Origin of the sequence: Candidatus Mikella endobia (assembly GCF_900048045.1) — a bacterium.
In the GTDB taxonomy this organism is placed as follows: domain Bacteria; phylum Pseudomonadota; class Gammaproteobacteria; order Enterobacterales; family Enterobacteriaceae; genus Mikella; species Mikella endobia.
Genome location: NZ_LN999831.1, coordinates 228,858 through 254,825 on the forward strand (window position 1 = coordinate 228,858; position 25,968 = coordinate 254,825).

12 protein-coding genes, 2 tRNA genes and 4 pseudogenes are annotated in these 25,968 nt (G+C 32.9%); 8 read left to right on the plus strand and 10 right to left on the minus strand.

Translation table 11 applies throughout. The features are described 5' to 3' along the window. Positions 1-53 precede the first annotated feature (53 nt). The 4 genes from A4A67_RS01135 to der all read left to right on the plus strand — a co-directional run bounded on the left by A4A67_RS01135 (position 54) and on the right by der (position 7,264). Positions 54-1,211, plus strand: coding sequence for an IscS subfamily cysteine desulfurase (locus tag A4A67_RS01135; RefSeq protein WP_067569427.1), 1,158 nt, complete (start codon positions 54-56; stop codon positions 1,209-1,211). A 141-nt stretch (positions 1,212-1,352) separates the two neighbouring features. Then, entirely contained in the window at positions 1,353-2,459 is a 1,107-nt protein-coding gene (locus A4A67_RS01140) for a bifunctional tRNA (adenosine(37)-C2)-methyltransferase TrmG/ribosomal RNA large subunit methyltransferase RlmN (RefSeq protein WP_102134973.1), read from the plus strand. Positions 2,460-3,528: 1,069 nt separating this feature from the next. After that, positions 3,529-4,806, plus strand: a complete 1,278-nt coding sequence (gene hisS / locus A4A67_RS01150) for a histidine--tRNA ligase (protein WP_067569433.1) — start codon at positions 3,529-3,531, stop codon at positions 4,804-4,806. A gap of 1,024 nt (positions 4,807-5,830) precedes the next feature. Beyond that, on the plus strand, positions 5,831-7,264 hold the full coding sequence (gene der / locus A4A67_RS01160) for a ribosome biogenesis GTPase Der (RefSeq protein ID WP_067569438.1): 1,434 nt from the start codon (positions 5,831-5,833) through the stop codon (positions 7,262-7,264). 172 nt (positions 7,265-7,436) lie between these two features. On the opposite strand, the pseudogene dnaB reads toward der, so the two are convergent. Further along, positions 7,437-8,855 (minus strand): annotated as a pseudogene (gene dnaB / locus A4A67_RS01165) (replicative DNA helicase); the annotation flags it as partial. 333 nt (positions 8,856-9,188) lie between these two features. On the opposite strand from dnaB, the gene A4A67_RS01170 reads away from it, so the two are divergent. Next, entirely contained in the window at positions 9,189-9,728 is a 540-nt protein-coding gene (locus A4A67_RS01170) for a single-stranded DNA-binding protein (protein WP_067569444.1), read from the plus strand. Between the two features lie 46 nt (positions 9,729-9,774). Here A4A67_RS01170 and A4A67_RS01175 read toward each other — a convergent pair. Next, positions 9,775-9,850, minus strand: a tRNA-Trp gene (locus tag A4A67_RS01175). A 240-nt stretch (positions 9,851-10,090) separates the two neighbouring features. Here A4A67_RS01175 and A4A67_RS01180 point away from each other — a divergent pair. After that, a complete protein-coding gene (locus A4A67_RS01180; protein WP_067569447.1) occupies positions 10,091-11,821 on the plus strand; it encodes a proline--tRNA ligase in 1,731 nt (576 codons plus the stop codon). 7 nt (positions 11,822-11,828) lie between these two features. Here A4A67_RS01180 and tilS read toward each other — a convergent pair whose 3' ends face one another. The 6 genes and pseudogenes from tilS to rpsB form a co-directional block, all read right to left on the minus strand. Continuing rightward, positions 11,829-13,250, minus strand: coding sequence for a tRNA lysidine(34) synthetase TilS (tilS, locus tag A4A67_RS01185; protein ID WP_067569450.1), 1,422 nt, complete (start codon positions 13,248-13,250; stop codon positions 11,829-11,831). Between the two features lie 564 nt (positions 13,251-13,814). After that, positions 13,815-17,069 (minus strand): annotated as a pseudogene (gene dnaE / locus A4A67_RS01190) (DNA polymerase III subunit alpha); the annotation flags it as partial. A gap of 506 nt (positions 17,070-17,575) precedes the next feature. Then, positions 17,576-18,031, minus strand: coding sequence for a 3-hydroxyacyl-ACP dehydratase FabZ (fabZ, locus tag A4A67_RS01195; RefSeq protein WP_067569456.1), 456 nt, complete (start codon positions 18,029-18,031; stop codon positions 17,576-17,578). A gap of 1,675 nt (positions 18,032-19,706) precedes the next feature. Beyond that, positions 19,707-20,264 (minus strand): ribosome recycling factor, encoded by a 558-nt coding sequence (frr, locus tag A4A67_RS01200; protein WP_067569459.1) that lies wholly within the window; start codon positions 20,262-20,264, stop codon positions 19,707-19,709. 104 nt (positions 20,265-20,368) lie between these two features. Next, complete coding sequence (gene tsf, locus A4A67_RS01205; RefSeq protein ID WP_067569462.1) at positions 20,369-21,229, minus strand: translation elongation factor Ts; 861 nt, start codon at positions 21,227-21,229, stop codon at positions 20,369-20,371. 131 nt (positions 21,230-21,360) lie between these two features. Further along, entirely contained in the window at positions 21,361-22,071 is a 711-nt protein-coding gene (rpsB, locus tag A4A67_RS01210; RefSeq protein WP_067569465.1) for a 30S ribosomal protein S2, read from the minus strand. A gap of 287 nt (positions 22,072-22,358) precedes the next feature. On the opposite strand from rpsB, the gene map reads away from it, so the two are divergent. Together map and A4A67_RS01220 are read left to right on the plus strand one after the other, a co-directional pair. Continuing rightward, positions 22,359-23,153, plus strand: a complete 795-nt coding sequence (map, locus tag A4A67_RS01215) for a type I methionyl aminopeptidase (protein ID WP_067569468.1) — start codon at positions 22,359-22,361, stop codon at positions 23,151-23,153. Between the two features lie 105 nt (positions 23,154-23,258). Continuing rightward, positions 23,259-23,332 (plus strand) — tRNA-Met (locus tag A4A67_RS01220). A 233-nt stretch (positions 23,333-23,565) separates the two neighbouring features. Here A4A67_RS01220 and uvrD read toward each other — a convergent pair. After that, positions 23,566-25,469: pseudogene (uvrD, locus tag A4A67_RS01640) on the minus strand (DNA helicase II); the annotation flags it as partial. 77 nt (positions 25,470-25,546) lie between these two features. After that, positions 25,547-25,918, minus strand: a pseudogene (locus A4A67_RS01700) (inorganic diphosphatase). Positions 25,919-25,968 lie beyond the last annotated feature (50 nt).

Sequence of the window (25,968 nt, forward strand, 5' to 3'; positions counted from 1 at the left end):
TATTAATAATTTAAGTGCTAGAGTATAGGTTGTTATTAATATCAGGAGTTAATATGAAACTACCGATTTATCTTGATTACTCCTCTACTACGCCAGTTGATAATCTGGTAGTAGATAAGATGATGCAATATCTGACATTTGATGGAAGTTTCGGGAATCCATCTTCGCGATTTCACTGTTATGGATGGCAAGCGGAAGAAGCTGTAGATATTGCCCGTAATTATGTTGCAGTTCTAGTGGGGGCAGATCCAAGAGAAATTATTTTTACTTCAGGAGCTACAGAATCAGATAATCTAGCCATCAAAGGAGTTGCTTATATGAATTACGTTAAAGGACGCCATATTATTACTGCAGTAACTGAACATCAAGCAGTTATTGATACATGCAAGCAATTAGAGAAAGAAGGGTTTATTGTTACTTGGCTTGTGCCGTCAGCAGATGGCATTATCTATTCTCAACAGTTAAAAAATGCGTTCCGTGATGATACTATTCTAGTGTCATTAATGCATGTAAACAATGAAACTGGTATGATTCAAGATATCGCCGCATTCGGCGAATTGTGTCGTTCTCATGGAGCTTTATATCACGTAGACGCCACTCAAAGCGTAGGTAAATTACCTATTAATCTAACTACACTACCAGTAGATCTAATGTCATTTAGTGCCCATAAATTATATGGACCTAAGGGTATTGGTGCTTTGTTTGTGCGTCGAGATCCGCAAGTATGTATACAAGCACAAATTCACGGTGGAGGTCAGGAGTTAGGTATACGCTCCGGTACTCTTCCGGTACATCAAATTGTGGGTATGGGAGAAGCTTCTTATCTAGCAGCGCAAGAAATGAAAAATAACATGCTGTTTTTAAAGGAACTGCGAAACCAATTGTGGAAAGGGATGCAGCAAATTGATGGTGTATCAGTTAATGGTGAGCTACAAAAAGGAATTGCAACAATACTTAACTTAAGCTTTCGTGATATTCATGGAGAATTGCTGATAATGAAACTAAAAAATTTAGCTGTATCTACTGGATCTGCATGTACCTCTACTCGTCTTGAGCCATCTTACGTTTTACGTGCTATGGGACTTGATGAGAAATTAGCTCATAGCTCTATCCGCTTTTCTTTAGGAAAATTTACTACTAATGAAGAAATAAATTACGCTATCAACCAGACTAAAATTGCTGTTTCGCAACTTCGTAAAAAAAAGGCTTAAAGTTCTATAATCAATCAACTTCTGCAAGTTTAGATATTTTATGTTGTTGTTTATGAGATTAAATCTATAATATAACAATTAAAAAATATCCTATCTTATATAAAAATGAAAGATGAACAAAATTACTCTAAAATTTCAGATATGGTAGTGACAACGTCAGCTAAGAGTACGTCTCAACAGAAATTAAATTTGCTTGATATGAACCGTCAGCAACTACGCTATTTTTTTGCTTCTATTGGAGAAAAACCTTTTCGCGCTGATCAAATAATGAGATGGATATATCATTATTGTTGCGATGATTTTGATCAAATGACAGATATAAATAAGTATTTACGTATTAAGTTGAAATCAATAGCAGAAATACGTGCCCCAGAAATAATTGATGAACAGTGTTCAGTAGATGGTACTATAAAATGGGCCATTAAAATAGGAGACCAACAGATAGAGACAGTCTACATTCCTGAAAAAAACAGATCAACATTATGTGTATCTTCTCAGATAGGCTGTACTCTGCAGTGTACCTTTTGCTCTACTGCGCAACAGGGATTCAACAGAAATTTGCGTGTTTCAGAAATTATTGGTCAAGTATGGCGAGCAGCAAAAACCATAGGAGCCACAAAAGTTACTAGTCAACGTCCCATTACCAATGTTGTTATGATGGGTATGGGTGAGCCGCTTCTAAATATTAAAAATGTGGTACCGGCTATTGATATAATGTTAGATAATTTAGGCTTTGGGCTCTCTAAGCGTCATGTAACATTATCGACTGCTGGCATAGTACCAGCAATAGAAAAATTAGGAAATATGATAGATGTGGCATTAGCCATTTCATTACATGCACCAAATGATAAAATTCGCAATGAAATTATGCCAATTAATCGTAAGTATAATATTGAAATGTTATTATCGGCAGTTAGCAGCTATCTAGAAAAATCTCATGCAAATAAAAGAAGTCTAACAGTAGAGTACGTAATGCTTGACCATATTAATGACAGACCCGAACATGCACATCAACTAGCAGCATGTTTAAAAAACACATTGTGTAAAATTAACCTTATTCCCTGGAACCACTTTCCAGGAGCACCTTATATTCGTAGTTCCAATAGGCGAATAAATAGTTTCGTAGAGATACTTATGGGATACGGATTTACCACTATTGTACGGAAAACGCGTGGAGATGATATTGATGCTGCTTGCGGACAATTAGCAGGAAAAGTAAACGACTGTACCAAATGTAAATTTAAGTAGATATGTTAATGAAATTTTAGCGTTAGAGCAGAGCACTAATTTTGCTGTGATAATAAGGCAGAAGCTCTTAAGAAGGTAACTTCGAAGAAACTAACCAAGCAATAGCAGTTCAATTGTAATGAATTTTTATATAATATGATTTAGTAACTAAAATATATTGTAGTAATATCAATTACTAGCTTATTTCATCTAAATAGGTAGCTAAGTGCTAATAATTTGGAGCTAAGCTAAGATTAAATCTATTCAATATTAAAAATAACAAACCATGGGCAAACGAACGCTATTAGATTATATAATTAATCCAACAGGATGAGCTGCTATTTATGAAATTATCTACTACTGTAGTAGTAGAAAATAATCATAAAAATAAAAATTTTTTTTCTACTTTTATGCGCTGTTGCATATACGTGCTAATTTTATTTTTATCAATAATAAATTACGTCAATAATTGCTGCCAGCTAGCTAACTATAGGATTAATGTGCAGTTTCTAATAGGGGAAGCGGATATAGTTTGATAAGAGTAATTATCTCGATAATGGTATTTATTTGGATTTTATAGTTGACAAAAAATAAATATCAATAATAAAAAATTACCCATAGGTACGTCACGACTCAGCTACCGTTGGTTGCTGATGCAAATAATGAAATAACAACAATAGCGTTGGTGAATCTATCCATCAATCTATAACGAAAAACAATCAGCTTATAATTTTATCCCAAACTGCTAGGTAGAAATCTTTTCTTCGTAAAAGAAGAAAAGTTTTCTAGGTATCAAGCCAGAAGCATAAAGGTAATAAAATAAATATCGGTTTCCAGAATTTTTATAAGTTAAAAATTAGTATTTATTATGCCCAGATACAGTAATTATAATTACTAATATTTTGATATTATATTCATTGTTTATAATATCTATTATTGACAATAATTGGTATTAAATCTATAAAAATAGATGCTTTCTTTCCGTTAGCACTTGGTAAAAATATTTTTCTCTAGAGCAACAGTAATATGCCGTACGAAAATAATGACTTTACCAAAAATATGGTAAAGAATGATATAGGTGAAATTTATTATGGTAAATAAGATTGAAGCCATTCGGGGCATGAAAGACTATTTGCCGAAAGAGATAGTATTCTGGAAAAGCATTGAAAACACTATTAAAAAAGTACTAGATGGATATGGATACAGTGAAATACGTCTGCCAATCGTTGAACATACTTTATTATTCCAGAGAGCTATTGGTAAAGTTACTGATGTAGTTGAAAAAGAGATGTATAGTTTCGCTGATAGAAACGGCGACAACCTTACTTTACGTCCCGAAGGTACTGCTGGTTGCGTACGTGCTGGTATTAAACACAGTTTAATATATAAACAGGAACAACGTTTGTGGTATCTAGGCCCAATGTTTCGCTATGAACGGCCACAGAAAGGTCGCTACAGACAATTTTACCAAATAGGAGTAGAAGTATTTGGTCATGAAGGTCCTGACGTTGACGCTGAGCTTATTTTGCTCATAGCACGCTGGTGGCGTGAGCTGGGTATTAGCAACCAAATATCGTTAGAAATTAATTCTCTGGGTTCTCTAGAGGCACGTACTCGATACCGTAATGCGTTAGTAACATTTTTAGTTCAGAATAAAGAGTATTTAAACGAAGATTGCCGTCGCCGTATTTACACTAATCCGATGCGGGTGTTAGATACTAAAAATTCAGATATACAGTCTCTTCTAAAAAATGCACCAGTTATAACTGATTACCTAGATGAGGATTCACGCTTCCATTTTTATAGTCTATGTAAAATTTTAGATTTCAATGGCATTCCATATATAGTTAATCCACATTTAGTTCGCGGTCTTGATTACTATAACAATACTGTTTTTGAGTGGGTAACTACTTGTATAGGTTCTCAAAGTACTGTTTGCGGCGGAGGTCATTATGATAGTTTAGTAGAACAGTTAGGTGGCCGTGCTACTCCAGCTGTTGGATTTGCTATGGGGTTAGAGCGACTCGTATTGCTAATGCAGACAGTTAATCCATCTTTTGCTACTTCTCCTCGTATTGATGCCTACTTAGTTATCGTAGGAGATAAAGCAAAAATTGAGGCGCTGCAGTTTGCTGAGCAGCTACGAGACGCACTTCCGTTCTTACGGATGATGACCCATTATGGAATTTGCAGTTTTAAAAAACAGCTAGCAATAGCTGATAAGCAAAATGCTCGTCTCGCACTAATTATAGGAGAAAAAGAGACCTTGACGTTGCAAGTTATAATAAAAGATTTAATTACTGGTAAACAAGAAATACTCTCTAGAAAAAATTTAGTATCGCGGCTAATATCAATTCTAAAGGAATAAATACTTGTAAAAGGAATTTTCCATTCTAGAACTAGTTTTCAATTATAATAAATATTACGCAACAATAATCCCCGCGCCAAAGTAAAAATGAATCCTTACCCTATGCCAGCCCAGCCATTACGTAATAATATATTTGTAAAAATGTTAGCCATTATTTTACTTAATAGCGGATGTTCGTGGGTTAGAAGTAAAAACATATAGTATTAACTATGTTGTCTAAAGGAGTTGTGTTGTTGCGGATCTGATCTGGAGATTTCTATTTTACATCTATCTGGGAAAGATGTCCGTTGTTGCTAATATGATATAGTTACAGCGCTATATATTTAGTAAATAAATTTATTATACAAATATTGCTAGCACTAGCTTCTTTTTTTTGAAGAAGTTTTCAACTAAAATTTATAGTGAAGTTACAGTAGTAAGTGATAGAGTTTACGTAGGTAGCGAACTAGCTATCAAAGCTACCCGATAGAGTACTGCATCGTACTAATCCAGTGGTATGCTACAAGTTATTAATTAAAATATACTGTAAACTTAGATATACCGCTAATAACACAACACTCAGTAGTGACTAGCATTAGCATACTGTGCGTGCCATAAAATTGAAATATAATTTGGCAACCACGCATACACGTAACACGACGATAGTAGTGAGTTGGATCTACCTGCAGTAAATTAATTGGGATGCGATATATAGGTTCTGTTACTAATTTTATAGTAGATAATAGCAAAATACTCATATTGGGTTGACGTTTTAGTGTCATATGAATATGATTTACTGTAATTAACCTAAATGCAGGCTATCTAGTTTTACTAATAAGATAACACTGATAATGGTAGGTTCCTAGGAAAAAATAAATCAGTATCGTTTTTTAGCAACTTCCATATCTTGCAGGCAAAAAATGGCAAGTTATACGCTATTACATGCTGATTTTTTCAAATATTTTTTAATATATAAAGAATTATTTTTTTTATAGAAGAAGTTTCTATATTACTTTTTTTAATTTATTAATTTTAGAGAAAATTAATGATACCAGTAGTAACTATTGTAGGGCGTCCCAATGTAGGAAAATCTACATTATTTAATCAACTAACGCGTACTCGTGATGCATTAGTGACAGATTTTCCAGGACTAACACGTGATCGTAAATATGGTCGTGCTAAATGGTCAGGCTATGAATTTATTATTATAGATACTGGAGGTATCGATAATACTAAAAAAGGAATCGAAACCATAATTACTGAACAGTCGTTATTGGCAATTAAAGAGGCTGATATTGTTTTGTTCATCGTTGATGGACAATCTGGACTAATGGTAGCTGATCAAAATATTGCGAAGTATCTGCGAAGTTGTAAAAAAAAAACAGTGATTGTGGTCAATAAAACTGACGCTCTCTTTACTGAGAGTACTAGATGTGATTTTTATACTCTGGGTATAGATAAAATGGTATTTATTTCTGCCACGTATGGACGTGGCATAAATAACATTATTGAGCATATTTTATTACCTCTAGTTAGAGACCTACCAGCAGAAGATAATCATAAGAAAGCGGAGATACTAACAATAGCAATAGATGAAAATGAAAAATCATTACCATCATTGCCAATAAAAATTGCTATTGTAGGATGTCCTAATGTTGGGAAATCTACTCTAATTAACTGTCTTTTAGGCCAAAATAGAGTTGTAGTTTATGACAATCCTGGTACAACCAGAGATAGTATTTATATTCCTATAGTATGTAATAAAAAAGAGTATATTTTGATAGATACCGCTGGGGTGCGCAAACGTAGTAAGGTTCTAGATAAATTAGAGAAATTTTCTATTATTAAAACGTTGCGGGCTATTGAAGATGCTAATGTAGTACTACTAGTAATAGATGCTTATAAAGGTATTTCTGACCCAGATTTATCTCTTTTGAGCTTTATTCTTAATAGTGGCAGATCATTAGTAATTGCAGTTAATAAATGGGATGGGCTTTCTAGCCACCAAAGAGAGGAAATAAAAAATAATATCAATTATCATTTAAGATTTATCGATTTTGCTAAAGTTCATTTTATTTCTGCTTTACATAATAGAGGCATCAGCAATATTTATAAGTCAGTTAACGAAGCTTATCAATGTGCTACTATTCGTTTGAGTACCGCACTGCTAACACGCCTTATGCACAAGGCAGTAAATGAATATCAACCACCATTGGTGTGCGGGAGACGCGTAAAATTTAAATATGCTCATGCAGGTGGCTATAATCCACTTATTTTAGTAATGCACGGTACACAAGTTAAAAAGATACCAAATACCTATAAGCGTTATTTAATAAACTATTTACGACGATCTTTGAAAATTATAGGTACACCAATTATTATTCAGTTGAATGAGTCTGTAAATCCTTTTTCTTTTAACAATAAAAGACTAACTAAAATGCATAATTTTAAACTACTACAGTCAAAAAATATAAAATAATAAAAATAATTTATTTTGTAGAACGTTTCTTAAGTTTTTATATATTTATAACGATCCTCGTAATATTCTTAGAAAAAGAACTTAAGTATGAAGGAAAATATAATTATGTTATTACTTTTTATAAATGTGTTAGCAAAATTTTCATTCATAGGTAAAATTAAATAAGAATACTTTATTCATCATTTTTATATTTAGATTCTGTATAGTTATTATATTCTGCATAATTATCAAATCTTGCCAATTTTCCGTTAAATGTTAACCGTATGGTACCAATAGGTCCGTTACGTTGTTTTCCGAGAATAATTTCAGCTATTCCTTTCATATTACTATTTTCATGATAAACTTCATCGCGATATATAAACATAATTAAATCTGCGTCCTGCTCAATAGAGCCTGATTCGCGTAGGTCAGAATTTACAGGACGTTTGTCAGCACGTTGTTCTAAGCTTCTATTTAACTGTGATAACGCTACTACAGGCACCTGCAGTTCTTTTGCTAGTGCTTTAAGCGATCGGGAAATTTCAGCAATTTCTAAAGTGCGATTATCAGATAAAGATGGTACGCGCATCAGTTGAAGATAATCAATCATAATTAAACTGAGACCATTATGTTCGCGGAATATGCGTCTGGCACGAGACCGTATGTCCATTGGTGTTAATCCTGAAGAATCATCTATATAGATATTACATTTTTTTAGTAAGATACCCATGGTACTAGAAATACGTGCCCAATCCTTATCATCTAGTTGACCAGTACGAATCCTTGTTTGATCTACTCGCGACATTGATGCTAGCATACGTATCATAATTTGATCACCAGGCATCTCTAGGCTAAAAATTAGAACAGGTTTCTCTTCAAACATAGCGGCGTTTTCACATAAGTTCATAGCAAAGGTAGTTTTTCCCATAGATGGGCGCGCAGCAATGATAATTAAATCTGATTTTTGAAGACCTGAAGTTTTTTTATCTAGATCTAGATAACCACTAGAAACACCAGTAACGCCGTTATGCGGTTTATGGTAAAGCTGCTCTATACGAGCCACCAGATCTTCAAGAAGTATATCAATATTTTTCGGACCTTCATTTTTATTAGCGCGATTTTCAGCTATCTGAAATATTTTTGATTCAGCCATATCTAGCAGATCTTCACTATTGCGTCCTTGGGGATTATAACCATAATCAGCAATTTCATGAGCTACGGAGATCATTTCTCGTACTATTGCACGTTCTCGCACAATATCAGCATAAGCAGAAATATTTGCAGTACTAGGAGTATTTTTTGATAACTCTGCTAGATAGGCAAATCCACCTACTGCATTTAGATTCCCTTTTTGTTCCAGAGATTCAGAAATAGTGATTAGATCAATAGGTTTACCTAATTCTAGCAGACGCTGCATTTCTATAAATATAATACGATGTTGATGGTTAAAAAAATCGGTTCCTTTTACCCGTTCAGCAACATTGTCCCAGCATTCATTATCTAGCATCAATCCGCCTAATACCGATTGCTCGGCTTCTAGTGAATGAGGTGGAATTTTTATATTTTCAACCTGGTGGTCACGAATAAAATTTGTTTTATTATTTTTTTTTTTTCTGACATAGAAATATACTGTACCTGTTAAAAATACTTACATGAGTGTGTATTGTATCTTCTTTTTCAGAAAGATCCTAGAACCTTTCTATTTCTAATAGGTATCGACAATATAGTATATATTGTGCATAATATGCATTTTTAAATACACTTGTTAAATTTGCCATTAATATTAATTAATATATTGTAAAGTATTATGCACAAGTATTCAATTTATCAAACTTTAATTTAAATTGATGTGAATAGTAAATTCATACTAACTATTTGTTGATTCAAGATATAAACTGTTAGTATATAAGAAACAATTCAATAATTCTATTAGGTAGGAGCCTATATGGCAGGCAGAGGTATTAATAAAGTTATTCTAGTGGGAAATCTTGGTCAAGATCCTGAAATACGCCATATGCCTAATGGCGGTGCTGTAGCAAATATCACACTAGCTACTTCGGAAAGTTGGAGAGATAAACAAACTGGAGAGATAAAAGACAAAACTGAATGGCACCGTGTAGTACTATTTGGCAAACTGGCAGAAATTGCAGGAGAATATTTACGTAAGGGATCCCAGGTATATATTGAAGGATCACTGCAAACTCGTAAATGGCAAGACCATAGCGGTCAAGATCGTTATACCACTGAAATATTAGTAAATTTAGGTGGAACTATGCATATGCTTGGCGGACGTCAAGGCACAATCACCTTAGGTAAGAGCAATGCACAAAAAGGAGATTGGAGACAATCTAATACTCAGAATCCGCAGTTAAATACTTTGCAGTATAGCGAAGGTAAAGCATCGAAGACAATTCCATCACAAAATATATCTTTTGCTTCAGATAATGAACCTCAGATAGATTTTGATGATGATATTCCATTTTGAAAGTATTAATTCTCTTTTCTAGAGAGTAGCTAAATTGTTGTCATTTTGGCAGGGGCGGAGAGACTCGAACTCCCAACTCCCGGTTTTGGAGACCGGTATTCTACCAATTGAATCACGCCCCTACTAATTTTTTAGCTTACTATAAATGTTAAGTGCTAATATAAAATTAACTAACTTAAGAAAAGTATTTCATAGAAATTATGAAATAACTATGTTGTTAATACAAATAACATAAACACTTTTTTTTTCAGTGTCAATCTGTTTCAGATTAAGGTACCTATTAATTATTAGATATAGAGACACTGTAATTTTCAATACTTATATTTTACTGAATTTAGTTGATATTATGGAAAATAATTTATATGCATACTAGTAAATATCTGCTCTCTACATTAAAAGAAATTTCAACTGATGTAGAAGTAATTAGTCATCAGCTGATGTTACGTGCCGGAATGATTCGTCAGTTAGCATCTGGTATTTATAGCTGGTTGCCAACTGGCTTGCAAGTACTGCGTAAAGTTGAAAAAATAGTGCGTGAAGAGATGAATAATGCTGGAGCTATTGAAATATTTATGCCTATAGTGCAACCTGCAGATTTATGGCATAAAAGCAACAGATGGGTTCAATATGGTTCTGAGCTACTAAAATTTATAGATCGCGGAGCGCGTTCTTTTGTATTCGGACCGACGCATGAGGAGGTTATAACTGATATTATCAGAAACGAGATTTTCTCATACAAACAGCTGCCACTTAATTGTTATCAGATTCAAACAAAATTTCGTGATGAAGTACGTCCTCGTTTCGGAGTTATGCGTTCTCGGGAATTTTTGATGAAAGACGCCTACTCTTTTCATACTGATCAAGCTTCATTGCAGATAACATATGATATTATGTATCAAACTTATAGTAATATTTTCAACCGTATGGGGCTTAAATTTCGCGCGGTGCAGGCTGATACAGGATCTATTGGTGGCAGTATCTCTCATGAATTTCATGTGCTAGCAGACAGCGGTGAAGACGACATTGTTTTTTCAACTACATCAAACTATGCTGCTAATATTGAACTTGCAGAAGCAATCAATCCTGTTATTTTGCGCGAAGATCCTAAAAAAAAAATGCGATTAATAGATGCTAATGATGCATCTACTATCGCTAAATTTTTGGAAAAATTTGATATTCCAGTAGAAAAAACTGTCAAAACTCTGTTAGTACATGCTAATAAATTAGCTAGCCAGCCACTATTAGCGTTGATAGTACGTGGGGATCATCATATTAGTAATGTTAAAGCTGAAAAATTATTGCAAGTAGCAGCACCGCTTACTTTTGCTAATGAAGAAGAAATTCGCTTATTAGTTGGTACCGGATCAGATTATCTTGGTCCAGTAAACTTACAACTACCAATAATAATTGACCGTAGTGTTGCTGTAATGAGTGACTTTACAGCAGGTGCTAATGTTGATGGGAAATATTTTTTGGGTATTAACTGGGAACGTGATTTACCTTTGCCACCAATCGCTGACCTCCGCAAAGTCAGCAATGGTGATATAAGTCCAGACGGTAAAGGTACTCTGCAAATAAAGCGCGGGATTGAAGTAGGACATATTTTTCAGCTAGGTACTAAATATTCAGAGGCAATGAAAGCTTATGTGCAAAATGAAAAAGGACATAAACAAACTTTAATTATGGGCTGCTATGGTATCGGTATTACCCGCGTTGTAGCAGCTACTATCGAACAAAACCACGACGAAAAAGGAATTTTATGGCCAGAATCTTTAGCACCATTTAATGTGGCTATAATACCCATTAATAAGCAGAAATATTTTCGAGTGCAAGAAATAGCAGAAGAAGTTTACCAACAACTAAAGGCCCGTGGTATTGACGTTATAATTGATGACCGTAAAGAACGTCCAGGAGTTATGTTTGCTGATATGGAGCTTATCGGGGTACCTCATCTATTAGTAATAGGAGAGTCTTATTTAAAGACTGGAAAAATTGAGTATAAAAATAGACGCAACGGTAATAAGCAAATAATAAAACTAGGCGCTATAGTAGATTTTATAGTAAGTGAAATTACTACTGCTAATGTTAAATAACTTTTATTCAAGATAGATTATTCTTACTATAACTATCATATTGTCTAAATATATACCATTTTGAGCAATAATCATGTGCTGTTCCTTCCCATGTAATGAAGGTTCCTAGAGCAGCAATTAGTTGCTCATTATAAAAAAGCAAAGGGATATAGCCTCGTTGCCAAGGAGGAATAGCTAGCTCTTGCCAAATTTTTTTTAACTTCCTTCCTCGGCGTCTTCCATTGATATATAGTAATCCGCTCACAGAACCAAAACGTATTGACACCTGTTCGTAAATATTAGGTGCGCGTACCACAGCAACTAATAAGTAATCTTTGAAACTATTGTTTGGCAGTGTAGATCTAATTAAGTTACCTAAACCTAGAGGTAATAGAAGTTTATTAATTTTAAAATTCCAATAAAATATCTCATTTTTAGATAGCGGCTGTAAAATAGGTATTAAATAAAGACAATCTCGAAAGCGTCGTACTTGCAGGGAGTGATCAATCTGTATTTTAGCAACAGCATCATGCCTGCTTAGTGCTACTTCTTGCCAAATACATGCTAATTGTTTGCGTGTAGGCATTTTTACTCCGCTATTAGCTAACCATCTGCGTAATATTGCTGCACGCTTAATATCAATCATCATTATTAATTTTTTAAATTTCAGCGATCCATCTGGTTGGATAAGTTCTGCTAACGTTTCTGCTAATAGTATATCCAAAAGTTGTTCTTGTTCAGCACACAGTTTAGCACTACGCACTACAGTATTTACAAATCTTGGCCAGCGTTTCCGCAATAGTGGCAAAATTTGTAGACGCAAAAAATTACGGTCAAAACGCAAATTATTATTACTATCATCTTCAATCCAGCAAAGGATACGTTTTTTTGCGTATATTTCTAGTTCTTGTCGGCTGTAACTCAATAAGGGTCGCAAAAGACGACTACCATAAAATGGAGAATTTTCTGCCATGGCTGCTAAACCAGCAGGACCACTACCTCTTTTTAAAGCTAGTAGTAACGTTTCTGCTTGATCATCTTTATTATGAGCTGTAAGTAAGACTTCATCGTTAGTTATAGTTTCTGCTAATGCTTGATAACGTGCTGTACGTGCAGCAGCCTCAATACTCTCAGAGTTAATAACAATTTTAACATCTTTTGTATGAAATTCAATTTTTCTGCGACGGCATTCAGAAGCGCAATGCAAAGCCCAATTATTAGTATAAATACTTAATCCGTGATTAATATATACTGCTCGTAGCCGTAGCTGAGTATTGCACGTTATACAATTATTTTTTTTTTGTGTGTCGCGTATTAAGTATAATGCATCTAACAACACAGTAGAATCTAAACCCCCACTAAATGCTATTAGTATTTGTTTATAATTGTTAAGTTGTGCAAATAACTGGTTGCATAATATTCGTACATACTCATCTGGATGATAATTCATATAGTAGGGTATAAAAATTTGGAATATATTTCACAACAAAAAATTAGCAAGATCCATAAATCAACATCTAGTTAACAACGTAACTATCAAAATAAGCTAGTTAATATGCTTTTACTGCTTGTCATAGCTTATCCACTGCACAAAACACCACACCAATAATTAATTTTTCTGCAAGTGGTAGCAGATCGCAGACGCGCAATGCTGTCTGCATAAACGTGATTACCTGTTAAGTTCTCAAAATTAGTAAAGACAAATATTCTAAAAAGAATCTCGTGTATAGGGACACATTGGATGCCGTGCCAATTTTGTTATTTGCCAAACCTATAAAAATTTTTTCTGTGTGAGTTCTAGGTTTGTTTCACTTAGTTACTGAATTAATTCCAATTAATAGAAAATTTTTTATGTGAATGACTAACTATAACTATTTTAGCTTTTAATTATGCATGTGTGGTTGTTAAAAATCAATAAAAAATATTTTTATTGTTTCTAATATTAGTGTAATTATATTATTAATATTTATTTTAAAAATTATAATTTGAAACGTATTATTTTTCTTTATCTAATAATATCACGTACATATTTTTTACGTACTTTATTAATATCCATTAATTTATGTGCAGTAATTTTTAATCCACTATTAAAAGAATCAAAACTTACCTGTCCTTGTACTATAATAATAGAATCTTTTTCTAGTAAATTTTGGTATTTTTCTAGTGTCTTAGTAAACAAGATTACATCTATCCTACTAGAACGATCATCTAGTGTACAAATTCCTATCTTGTTGCCGCGTTTGGTTATCATTACTCGAGTCGAGAGTATCAGCCCAGCTGCGATAACGGTTTTACCGCAATCAATATGCTGAAGATCCTTCAAACGTACACCGCCTGTATAGTATTCAATTTCATGTAGATACTGGGTAATGGGATGGTCAGTTAAATATAATCCAAGAGTTTCGCGCTCACCTTTTAGCACTATATGTTTGGGCCAAGGAGTGAATAAATTATTAGCAGCTAATAATTCTACAGAAGGTACTTCCGCTACAATTCCAAACATATCACTCTGACCAAGAGCCTCTGCTTGGGTATACTGATCAGCTGCTTTAAGAGCGCTACTTAACGTATTCATTAATGCCGCGCGGTGTGGCCCTAATTTGTCAAATGCTCCAGCCATAATAAATTTTTCTAATACCCGTCGATTTAATTTATTAGTATCTATGCGCGAGCACAAATTAAATAAATCACTAAAGTTACCATCTTGATTACGCGCCTTAAGAATGGCTTTTATATGTCCTTCTCCTATGCCTTTTATAGCACCGATACCGTAAACTATATCACCATCATCATTAACATGAAAATCATGTTGACCTTGGTTGATATCTGGAGGTAAAACTTTTATACCCATACGTTGACATTCTTCAACTAGTACCACTATCTTTTCAGTATTGTCTCTATCAGATGTCATTACTGCAGCCATAAATTCTGCAGGATAATTAGCTTTTAACCATAATGTCTGATACGAAACTAGCGCATAGGCAGCAGAATGAGATTTATTGAACCCATAGCCAGCAAATTTTTCTACTAGATTGAAAATCTTCATAGAAAGTTCACCATCAACACCAAGACTTTCAGCGCCAGCTTTAAACACAGATCTCTGTTTTGCCATTTCCTCAGGTTTCTTTTTTCCCATTGCTATACGTAATATATCTGCTTCACCTAGAGTATAGCCCGCTAGAACTTGGGCTATTTGCATAACCTGTTCTTGATAAAGAATTATACCATAGGTAGGTTCCAGTACAGTTTTGAGAGATATGTGTTGCCACTGAATATCAGGGTAAGAGATAGTTTCACGGCCATGCTTGCGATTTATAAAGTTATCTACCATTCCTGATTGAAGAGGCCCAGGGCGGAATAAAGCTACTAGCGCAATCATATCCTCAAAAGAATCAGGTTGTAGACGTTTAATTAAATCCTTCATGCCGCGAGATTCTAATTGAAATACTGCAGTAGTTTCTGAGCGTTGAAGCATATCGAAGCTTTTTTTGTCTTCAATCGAGATATTGGCAATATCAATAGGTTCTATACCTTGGCGCTCGAGGCGAGTATTAATCATTCCTAAAGCACAATTTATAATAGTCAAAGTACGTAATCCTAGAAAGTCAAATTTAACTAAACCAGCAGACTCTATATCATTTTTATCAAATTGTGTCACAGGATGATTTCCTTCAGTATCGCAGTAAAGCGGAGCGAAATCTGTAATTTTAGTAGGTGCAATAACTACTCCCCCGGCGTGTTTTCCAGCATTTCTTGTGATACCTTCTAGTTGACGAGCTTTGTCAAGAATATCCTTAACATTTTTATCAGAGTTATAAATAGCTTGTAATTGTGGCTCAGTTAATAAAGCTCTTTCTATAGTTATACCTATATCATTCGGTACTAACTTTGATATACGATCAATAAAACCGTATGGATGACCTAAAACCCGTCCTACATCACGAATTACTGCTTTAGCAGCCATAGTACCGAATGTTATAATCTGTGAAACTGCGTTGCGTCCATAGGTTTTAGCTACGTGGTCAATTACCAGATCTCTTTTCTCCATGCAGAAATCAATGTCTAAATCAGGCATTGATACGCGTTCTGGGTTTAAAAAACGTTCAAAAATCAAATCAAAAGCTAAAGGATCTAGATCAGTTATTTTTAAAGCATAAGCTACTAGTGATCCTGCTCCAGATCCGCGTCCTGGACCTACAGGTATATGATTATTTTTTGACCACTTAATGAACTCCATTACTATTAAAAAGTAACCAGGAAACCCCATCTTATTTATTACTTGTAATTCAATATTTAAACGTTGATCGTAATCTTTTCTTTTCTCACTGAGTTTTTTATTATTAGGAAATAAAAATGCTAATCTTTCCTCTAGTCCTTCTTGCGCGCATTTTACTAAATAGTTTTCAGGAGATATTTTTCCAGTTGGAAACTTCGGCAAAAAATATTCTCCAAGACGTAGAGTCACATTGCAGCGACGTGCAATTTCTACGCTATTAGTTAGCGCTTCCGGTAAATCAAAAAATAATTCGCACATTTCCTTCTCGCTACGCATATATTGTTGCTGACTATAATTGCGGGTACGTTTAGCATCATCAATAGTGAAGCCATTATGAATTGCTACTCGTATCTCATGAGCGTTGAAATCGTTAGGGCTAATAAAACGCACATCGTTTGTTGCTACCACAGGTAACCCTTGATGCTCTGCTAAAAACACTGCAGAATGTAAGTATTTTTCTTCATCCATACGGCCAGTACGGATAAGCTCTATATAATAACGATTCGGAAAATAACGTTTGTAGAATGCTAAGCACTTTTTTACTTGTATCATATTACCTAGTATCAAATATTTCCCAACATCACCTTTGCGCGCTCCTGAGAGTAAAATTAGTCCTTCATTATATTTAATTAACCAGTCTCGATCGATAAATGGTCCCCTTACGCTGTATCCGCGTTTGTAGGCGTCTGAAATTAGTAAAATTAGATTATGGTAGCCTATATTATTAGCTGCAAGAATGGTTAATTCAGTTAGTTCCTCTCCTAATTTTTTATTGTGCACTAAAAAATCTGCACCAATTATTGGCTTAATTCCTACTTTGTGAGCGTTATTATAAAATTTAATTAAACCACATAAATTAGTAAAATCAGTAATAGCCATTGCTGGCATGTACAAATCTGCTGCTGTTTTTACTAATTTACTTATTTTTGTTATCCCATCGACCATAGAATAGTCGCTATGTATACGCAGATGAATAAAACGTGGTTTTCTCATAAGTTACGTTACCTCTCCCTGCTGTAGTGAAAGCTGTAGAGCAAAGTTTTTTCGTGCCAAAATATTTCTTTTGTTAAGATCAACTAATTCTGAAAATTAATAATTATTATTTCATAATAAAATTAATATTTAATAAGTACTAACTAGCATTTTAAGCCAATTAATTATGGCCTACAGGTGCCTACTTTTATAATAATGGTAATATTGCTGTTGATAATGCTTCAGTACTCATTCTGTAATAATATCTAGCTCAGACGACCATCATCGCGCGAAAGTTAAGGAGTTCACTTACTTCCAGCAGCAGTATCGCCGGAAATTATTGAGTAGTGCAGCTGCTGTTAGCATTATATTGATTGTCCATCGATACGGCGCTGCGTTATAATTGTAATAAATACTGCCTAACAGAATAGTTAGGAAGCCACTAATTATAGGCACTGGCATTGTACTCTAACGAATAGCTACTTCTTGACAAGAAAAATTTAGAATATTGCAGTTAAATTAATAATTTAGAATTCTCTACGTCGAGCGCACATCATTAATGCTTTACAAGCTACTTCATTATCAACTTTGACAATACCTTTAAAGCGTGCAACTCTGCAACGTTCTTTAATAAATTTAACTTCAATGATCATTTGATCACCAGGATGAACTGAACGTTTAAAACGTGCTTTATCAATAGCAGCAAAATAATAAATTTCTCCAGGAGCTAGTTTCCCTGAACTCTTGAAAGCAAGAATACCGGTTACTTGAGCTATAGCTTCTAATATTAACACTCCAGGAAACACAGGTTTTTCTGGAAAATGGCCTTGAAAAAAGGGTTCATTAAACGAAATATTTTTTAAAGCACGTATAAATTTTTCTTTTTCAAAATTTAGGACACGGTCTACAAATAAAAACGGAAACCGTTGAGGCAAAAGTTCTAATATCTCTTTAATGTGCAGAGTATGAATGTCAATAGTCAAAATACTCTTCCTGTATATAAAAAATAGACTTAACAATAATGATTATTTTAATCTGTTAAAAATAACAAGTAGATTTCACGAATCTAATAGCTGCTTACCAGCATTTCTTTAACATTAGCAAGATAAATGAGTTTTTTTTGCTAATTTTTGCTGATATACCTTCGGTTAAGATTAACTTTATATCTATGTAATTAAGCTACTGTGGCATAACTAATACTTTAAGCTCGGTATTTACCGTTGCTATAGTAAAAATATTCTAACTATCTGTTCCGATGATAAATAATAGCGCGATCAATATTTTCACCTACTATAATACCTTATATATCAAGGTTTTGCTTAAGCATATAATATTTTAGTAACTTATTTCCTGAACATGTGTAGGACGCTCTATTACCATTATCTTTATAACTCGTAGAACATCATCAAAAGTTTCGGTACCCTAATAGCATTGCTGATATTTTCAGAAGTTATTATATCGCCGATACCAATCGGTAAGATTGTATCTCTAGTAATTTTAATATTTTACAGTACTTCAAAAAAAATTCTTTTACTACGAATATATTTGCACAGTGTACCGTATACGGTAGTGCTACTAAAAAGTAGTGTCGCACCAGAATTTTTTCATCGCTATCAGATCAGCGTTGTTATATATAATTTAAATTTAATTGTAGATTGTCATAAACTGTAAAAATAATTTATAAGAGCCACTAAAATTATGATACTAACATAGTATCAATGTTCTCTGGGGCAAAATTATGCTGTGCAGCTAGTGTTGAATAACCACCATACTATGGCGATCTATAAAACCAATATATGGAACTTTCAAAAAAATTATAAATTGCTAATAATTTGATTTAACTATAATATAATAAGCTCTAGCAATACGCATCAAATAATAAATTTATTGCTGTCGTTTAAATTAACTAATTATTATCACCATTTTATAAATGACTTCTATGTGGATATGATGGAATTCGACACTACGGTCTCTTTTACCATTTAAAAAATAAATTAATTCACATTCAGTAAAACTAACTATAGAAAAGCTATTGGAGCTAAGTTGTATTTTGCTGTCTAGCGCACAAAAAGTTTTATCAATGCAGAAAATGATTGAATTGAATGTAATTTTCGGGGCTAAAAATAGCAATTTTTAGTGCTGGACACCTACTAGTGATAGTAGATACCTAAATCAATAGATAGTAACAATTATTCTACATCAAGCTTAGCGTTTAATTGAAAAAAATAAAAAATTATTCATATACGTGAAAATAGATATATACACGACCTATAAGTTAATTAATTTTAGAATTTAAAATATATTTTTTCTTTTAAAAGTGGTTTACTTCATCACTACTACCTAGAATTAGTATTCTTAACATTCTGTATTTTTTAGAAATTATCTTTCATACAAATGAAATTCTGTTAAATATTAATGAGAAAAAATAATTCTCAATTAAGCATACCCAATAGATTTTATTTATAAAGTATCTAAAATAAAATTAAATAGCGTAAAAAAAACCATGTACTACTGGATTTAATTAGTAGTATTACTGATCTTAACATAAGAAATTCATTTATTGAATAATTTAGATATATGTATTGAAATTTATCTCTTCTTACATAGAACCCATTACCAATATTATCGATATAAAAACATTTTTCATCTACTAGAAATTTAAATTTCCATTAATTCTTCTTCTTTTTTCTTAAGAAGAAGATCTAATTTTTTAATACAAATATTAGTTAATTTTTGAATTATATCTTGCAAACGATAATCTTTGTCTTCATCGATAATTTTATTTTTTAATAAATTTTTAATTTTTACGTTAGCATCACGTCGTACATTACGTATTGAAACTTTGCACTGTTCTGCTTCTAAGTGAACTGATTTAATCAAATCACGTCTGCGTTCTTCAGTAAGTGGTGGAATCGGTACTCTAATGAGTATACCTGTAGAAGAAGGATTCAGTCCTAGATTAGAAGTGATAATAGCTTTTTCTACTGTTGGTACTAAAGTACGATCAAATACTGTGATAGATAAAGTATGAGAATCTTCTGTAAGAATATTAGATAACTGACGCAATGGCATCATTTTACCGTAATATTCAATTTTAATATTCTCAAGTAAACTTGGAGAAGCACGGCCAGTACGTATCTTACTGATATGGTTTTTAAAAGCATCGACACATTTTTCCATGCGAATTTCAGCATCTTTACAGATTTCATTAATCACGTTATTAACCTTTACCTTTGAATATTTAATTACACTGTTGATATATTTTTAAAACTTTTTAAAAAATTTATTTTTAACTAAATAGAATACATTTCTAAATATTATTATTTTTGATAGTTAAATGGAATTTTTGGGTTAATACCTTCACCCACTTCAAAACGTATAAAGTTATTAATTTGAATACCAGATTCACATAAAAATTTACCAACAGTTTTGCTATGATCCATTACGAATAGCTGCTCATTTAAGCAAATTTCTTCAAAAAACTTACGCATACGACCTTCAATAATTTTTTGGGTAATATCTGGTGATATTTTTCCTGATTGTCTTATAATGTCTCGTTGAATTGTCTTTTCATGAGATACGATATCAGATGGTATATCTTTAACGTTTATATATTCTGGTTTGCTAGCAGCAATATGCATGGCAACGTGTTTCATCACTAAAGTAACATCGTTAGTAGAAACTAGATCTGTATTGATAACGGAAACTATAACACCAATATGTGTATTGTGTAGGTAAGAGACAAGTGTATCTCCTTCTAAAATACCCATGCGGCGGATGTTAATATTTTCACCAACTTTAACTATTAACTCAGTTCGCTTATTTTCAACTTGCTTTTTTAAAGTATCAATATCCATGATGCGCTCATTTATTGCTAAATTAATAACTACGTCACAAAAAGCTTGAAAATAAAAATTTTTAGCAACAAAATCTGTTTCACAGTTTATCTCTATAATAACACCATACTTGAGATTAGGAGTAATTTTAGTAAGAATGCTACCTTTAGTAGCCACGCTTCCCGCTTTTTTAGCAGCTTTAACTTTTCCTAATTTACGCATGTTATCGATGGCTAGTTCAATATTTCCCTGAGATTCCACTAAAGCTTTTTTACATTCCAGAAGGCTTATGCCAGTACGCTCACGTATTTCTTTTATCATAGCAGCAGTAATCTTATTAACCATTATTTGTTCTCATTATTTTTTAGAAGTAAAGTTCAGTACAATAAGTAATCAACTGAAAGAAAGATCATCTAACCAACATAGAATAAAATTATTTGATGAAAAATTTTTGGTATGAATTATTATACCAAATTTTATCCAGTACGTTCGATTCCTAGATCTGGAGAAGAATCCTTATTATAGATTGTAGTTGTTACTGTAGTTAAATATAATTTAATAGCACGTGTAGCGTCATCATTGCCAGGAATAATAAAATCCACGCACTTAGGATCCGAGTTAGTGTCAACAATAGCAAAAACAGGAATTCCCAGATTATTAGCTTCTTTAATAGCAATTTGTTCGTGTTTAGCATCTATAACAAATAGTGCATCCGGTAACCCACCCATATTTTTTATACCATCTAGACTCTTTTCCAGTTTCTTTTTTTCAAGAGTACGTATCAACGCCTCTTTTTTAGTTATTTTTTCGAAAGTACCATCTGTAGATTGTATTTCTAATTCTTTTAAACGTTTTATTGATTGCCGAACAGTTTTCCAATTAGTTAACATTCCACCTAACCAACGATAATTTACGAAGAATTGATTACAGCTATTAGCTGCTTCTTTTATTTCTTCACTTGCGGCGCGTTTAGTGCCCACAAATAAAATTTTACCTTTACGCGAAGCTATTTTTTTTAGCTCAGCTAGAGCTTCGTTAAACATTATTAATGTTTTTTCTAAATTGATAATATGAATTTTATTACGAATGCCGAATATGAAAGGTTTCATTTTAGGGTTCCAATAACGAGTTTGGTGACCAAAATGAACACCGGATTGAAATAATATACGCATAGAAATAATTGTCATGATGATGAACCTCTATAAGAAGTTTGGATACGATCTACTCTAACTGTAGCACCCCAACACATGTGTCAATACGTGTGTATTAATAGCATTATTGATGCAAACATTTATCTATGTATGATGCTATTTAATTAAAAATGAATATAATAATCATTATTAAGTACTTTTATATCATAGACTATGTCTAAACTCTATAAAAAAGACAAACATAAAAATTATAGTTTTACAGTATTGGCACTATTATGCAGATTCCAGTAATGCTATTCTATAATTTAGTTAGGATTATCTAGATGAACATTTTTATTAAAAAATATGCAGATATTGCTCAAATGCGTATTGCTGGACGGCTAGCAGCAGAAGTTTTAGAAATAATAAAACCTTATATTAAAATTGGTGTCAGTACAGGAGAATTAGATAGTTTATGTCACCAGTATATAACAAAAACACAACATGCTATTTCTGCATCATTAGGCTATCATGGTTTTCCAAAATCAGTTTGTATTTCAGTTAATGAAGTAGTATGCCATGGAATTCCGTGCTATAAGAAAAAATTAAAAACTGGTGATATTTTAAATATCGACGTCGCTGTCATCAAAAACGGATTTTACGGTGATACATCAAAGATGTTTATGGTCGGCAAACCAACTATTATTGGGAAACGGTTATGCCAAATAACCAAAGAAAGTCTTTATTTAGCTATCAGTATGGTTAGGCCAGGTATTCGCTTACGCACTCTTGGTAAAGCAATACAACAATTCGTAGAATCAAAAAATTTTTCAGTAGTACGTGAATATTGCGGTCATGGTATAGGTAAAAATTTTCATGAATATCCACAGGTATTGCATTATGATGCAGACGACGGAGGTGTAGTGTTAAAACCAGGAATGGTCTTTACTATAGAACCTATGGTAAATGCTGGTGATTATCGTATTCATACTATGAAAGACGGTTGGACTGTAAAAACTAAAGATCGTAGCCTATCTGCACAATACGAACATACGGTAGTGGTTACTGAAGATGGCTGTGAAATTCTAACTTTAAATACTGATGATACTTTACCAAAAATAATCCACCATTTAATCTAATCTTTGTAGTAATTATATCTCAAATTAGGATTTTTTAGATAAATATTTAAAATAGATATAAAAAATTATTGCATTAATATAATATATAAGTTATATATATAAAAGCGCGGGATGGAGCAGCCTGGTAGCTCGTCGGGCTCATAACCCGAAGGTCGTCGGTTCAAATCCGACTCCCGCAATAATTTACAAGAATCTTTAGTTAAGAAAACATTGGTTTGAAACGTAGATCACGTAGAATTTACTTCTTAGGTAAATTAAGAAGATTTCTAGATATACTGATACTAGCTAGTAGTAATTACTACTACATAGATTTTATCCCATTTAAAATAAATAATGTTTTTTTCTAAAATTAGAAAACTTCTTCTAAGTAAGAAACTTACTTTCAAAGTTTTACATAGTTATATATTTTAAAGCACGCATATGGCAATTCTCGTAGAAAACTAGAGGGTCTTAAAAAGACCTCTTTACCATATATTTGACGTGTTTGTGCATAAATAATTGTCAAGTGCTCCATAGCACGAGTAATGCAAACATACGCTAACCGACGCTCTTCTTCTAAAATTTCTTTTTCTTTTATTGAATTTGTACTAGGAAACATTTCTTCTTCCATTCCTACAATAAACACATAAGGAAACTCTAATCCTTTTGATGAATGCAATGTCATTAATTGTATGGCATCTGGTGTACTGTCTGGGTTTGAGTCTAGCACAGTGTGCGCAAGAAAATATTGCAGGGTTTTTATATTGTTATTTTATTTATAACTAAATTGTTTTGTTGCTGTTACTAGCTCTTTAAGATTATCAAGACGAGTCTGGCTTCTTTCGCTTTTTTCTTGTTCATACATTTTCAAAATACCGGAGTTTCTAATTACTTTATCAGTTTGTAAATATAACGGCAAATCATAAGTTTCTTTTTTTAGAGTATCTAACAGTTCCCAAAATTGCCTAAGTGCAGCACTTAAGCGTTTTTTTAGTAAATTCTCTGCCAGCAATATTTTACTGGATTGCCAAAGTGTTAGTTTTCTCTTTTTAGAAATACTCCTAATTAAATTTAATGTGCGATCACCAATTCCTCTAGGTGGCATATTAATTACTCTTTCATAGGCAGAATTATCGTTATAGTTCGCGATAAGTCGCAGATATGAAAGTGCATCTTTAATTTCTTGACGCTCAAAAAATCTCATACCACCATATATTTTATAAGATAGATTTGCTTGTAGTAGTGCTTCTTCCAATACACGTGACTGAGCATTATTTCGGTAAAGAATAGCGCATTCTTTAAGAGTTATACCATGTTTCTGATTATCCTTAATACGATAATGAAATTAGCTTCATCTAGTTCATTCCAAGCATGATACAGTGTAATGGGTTCTCCTTCTATTTTTTTAGTCCATAGAATCTTTCCAAATATTCTATTATTATGAGCAATAAGTGAATTAGCTGCTTGTAAAATATTACTTGTAGAACGGTAATTTTGTTCTAATCTTATTAGCTTTACTTGAGAAAAATCATAAATAAATTGATGAATATTTGTTATCTTAGCTCCACGCCAGCCGTAGATAGATTGATCATCATCGCCAACGATCATTATATTACTGTTATTACTAGCTAATATCTTAATCCATTTATATTGAATTTGATTCAGATCCTGAAATTCATCTACTAAAATATTAGTAAATCTATTATGGTAATACCTCAAAAGGTGTTGTTTATTTATCCATAATTCATATGAACGCAACATTAATTCAGCAAAATCTACTAAACCAGTACGATCACATGTTTCTTGATAGTTTTTATAAATATATTGCCAAGTAGTTTCAGTAGAATCTATTACCGATTGCGGACGTAAACCTTCATCTTTTTTTTTACCTATATACCACCTAGCTTGATTAGGTGTCCACTTTTATCTATATTCATGTCACGAATAATGCGTTTTAATAAACGTAGCTGATCTTCTCTATCGATAATCTGAAAATTTTGCGGAAGATTAGCATCCTGATAGTGGGAACGTAATAAGCGGTAAGCTAATCCATGAAAAGTTCCAATCCACATGCTATTTTGTCGTTTAATATTTATTCTGAGAATAGATTCTATACGATTTAGCATTTCAACAGCTGCCTTATTAGTAAAAGTTGCTGCAATTACTGAAGAAGGAGAACATTTTTCCACAGATAATAACCAGGCTGGCTATACGATGTACTAAAACTCTAGTTTTACCGCTGCCAGCGCCAGCTAGCACGAGAAAATTACCTCTAGGTGCAGCTACTGCCTTCCGTTGTTTATTATTTAAATTTTTAAGTATATTATAAAATTCCACAATTCACCTTGAAAATATAGATTTTTAATCATAAAAGGCTACTACTTTATGAAATTTCAAAACAGCAATTCTATTTTTTAGAATGACGTTAATATTTCTATTTTAGCTACTTCAGCATTATTCCCACCGAAAATTTTTACTCATTTTCCTGTTTCAAGATCTTTATAGTGTTCTAAAAAATGTAGAATTTGTGCCTTCAGTAATGAAGGCAAATATCCTTGATATTATCTTCGAATGCGGTACAGCAACAATCTTATAATCTTCTCAGTAATTTTTAGCATTCATATCTGGTGACAACGAATTACAGATCTTGCCGTGGATATCGGCACTCACACGTATCCTGAATCCCCAGATAGAAGGGAATATATCCATCATGAAACATCATTGTAGACATCGTAGCGCCGCTTTTCGTATTTGATAGGATCAGCATTAGCTGGAATTTCAATAATTCAATAGATATTTTTTGATGTATTTTTCATTGCTGGTACTTAATTCATTT

Excerpts from the sequence above, each read along its gene's own strand:
- der (WP_067569438.1), top strand. The coding sequence starts at position 5,831 with ATGATACCAGTAGTAACTATTGTAGGGCGTCCCAATGTAGGAAAATCT.
- A4A67_RS01135 (WP_067569427.1), top strand. The coding sequence starts at position 54 with ATGAAACTACCGATTTATCTTGATTACTCCTCTACTACGCCAGTTGAT.
- A4A67_RS01170 (WP_067569444.1), top strand. The coding sequence starts at position 9,189 with ATGGCAGGCAGAGGTATTAATAAAGTTATTCTAGTGGGAAATCTTGGT.
- rpsB (WP_067569465.1), bottom strand. The coding sequence starts at position 22,071 with ATGACAATTATTTCTATGCGTATATTATTTCAATCCGGTGTTCATTTT.
- tilS (WP_067569450.1), bottom strand. The coding sequence starts at position 13,250 with ATGAATTATCATCCAGATGAGTATGTACGAATATTATGCAACCAGTTA.
- A4A67_RS01140 (WP_102134973.1), top strand. The coding sequence starts at position 1,353 with ATGGTAGTGACAACGTCAGCTAAGAGTACGTCTCAACAGAAATTAAAT.
- hisS (WP_067569433.1), top strand. The coding sequence starts at position 3,529 with ATGGTAAATAAGATTGAAGCCATTCGGGGCATGAAAGACTATTTGCCG.
- tsf (WP_067569462.1), bottom strand. The coding sequence starts at position 21,229 with ATGGTTAATAAGATTACTGCTGCTATGATAAAAGAAATACGTGAGCGT.
- map (WP_067569468.1), top strand. The coding sequence starts at position 22,359 with ATGAACATTTTTATTAAAAAATATGCAGATATTGCTCAAATGCGTATT.
- A4A67_RS01180 (WP_067569447.1), top strand. The coding sequence starts at position 10,091 with ATGCATACTAGTAAATATCTGCTCTCTACATTAAAAGAAATTTCAACT.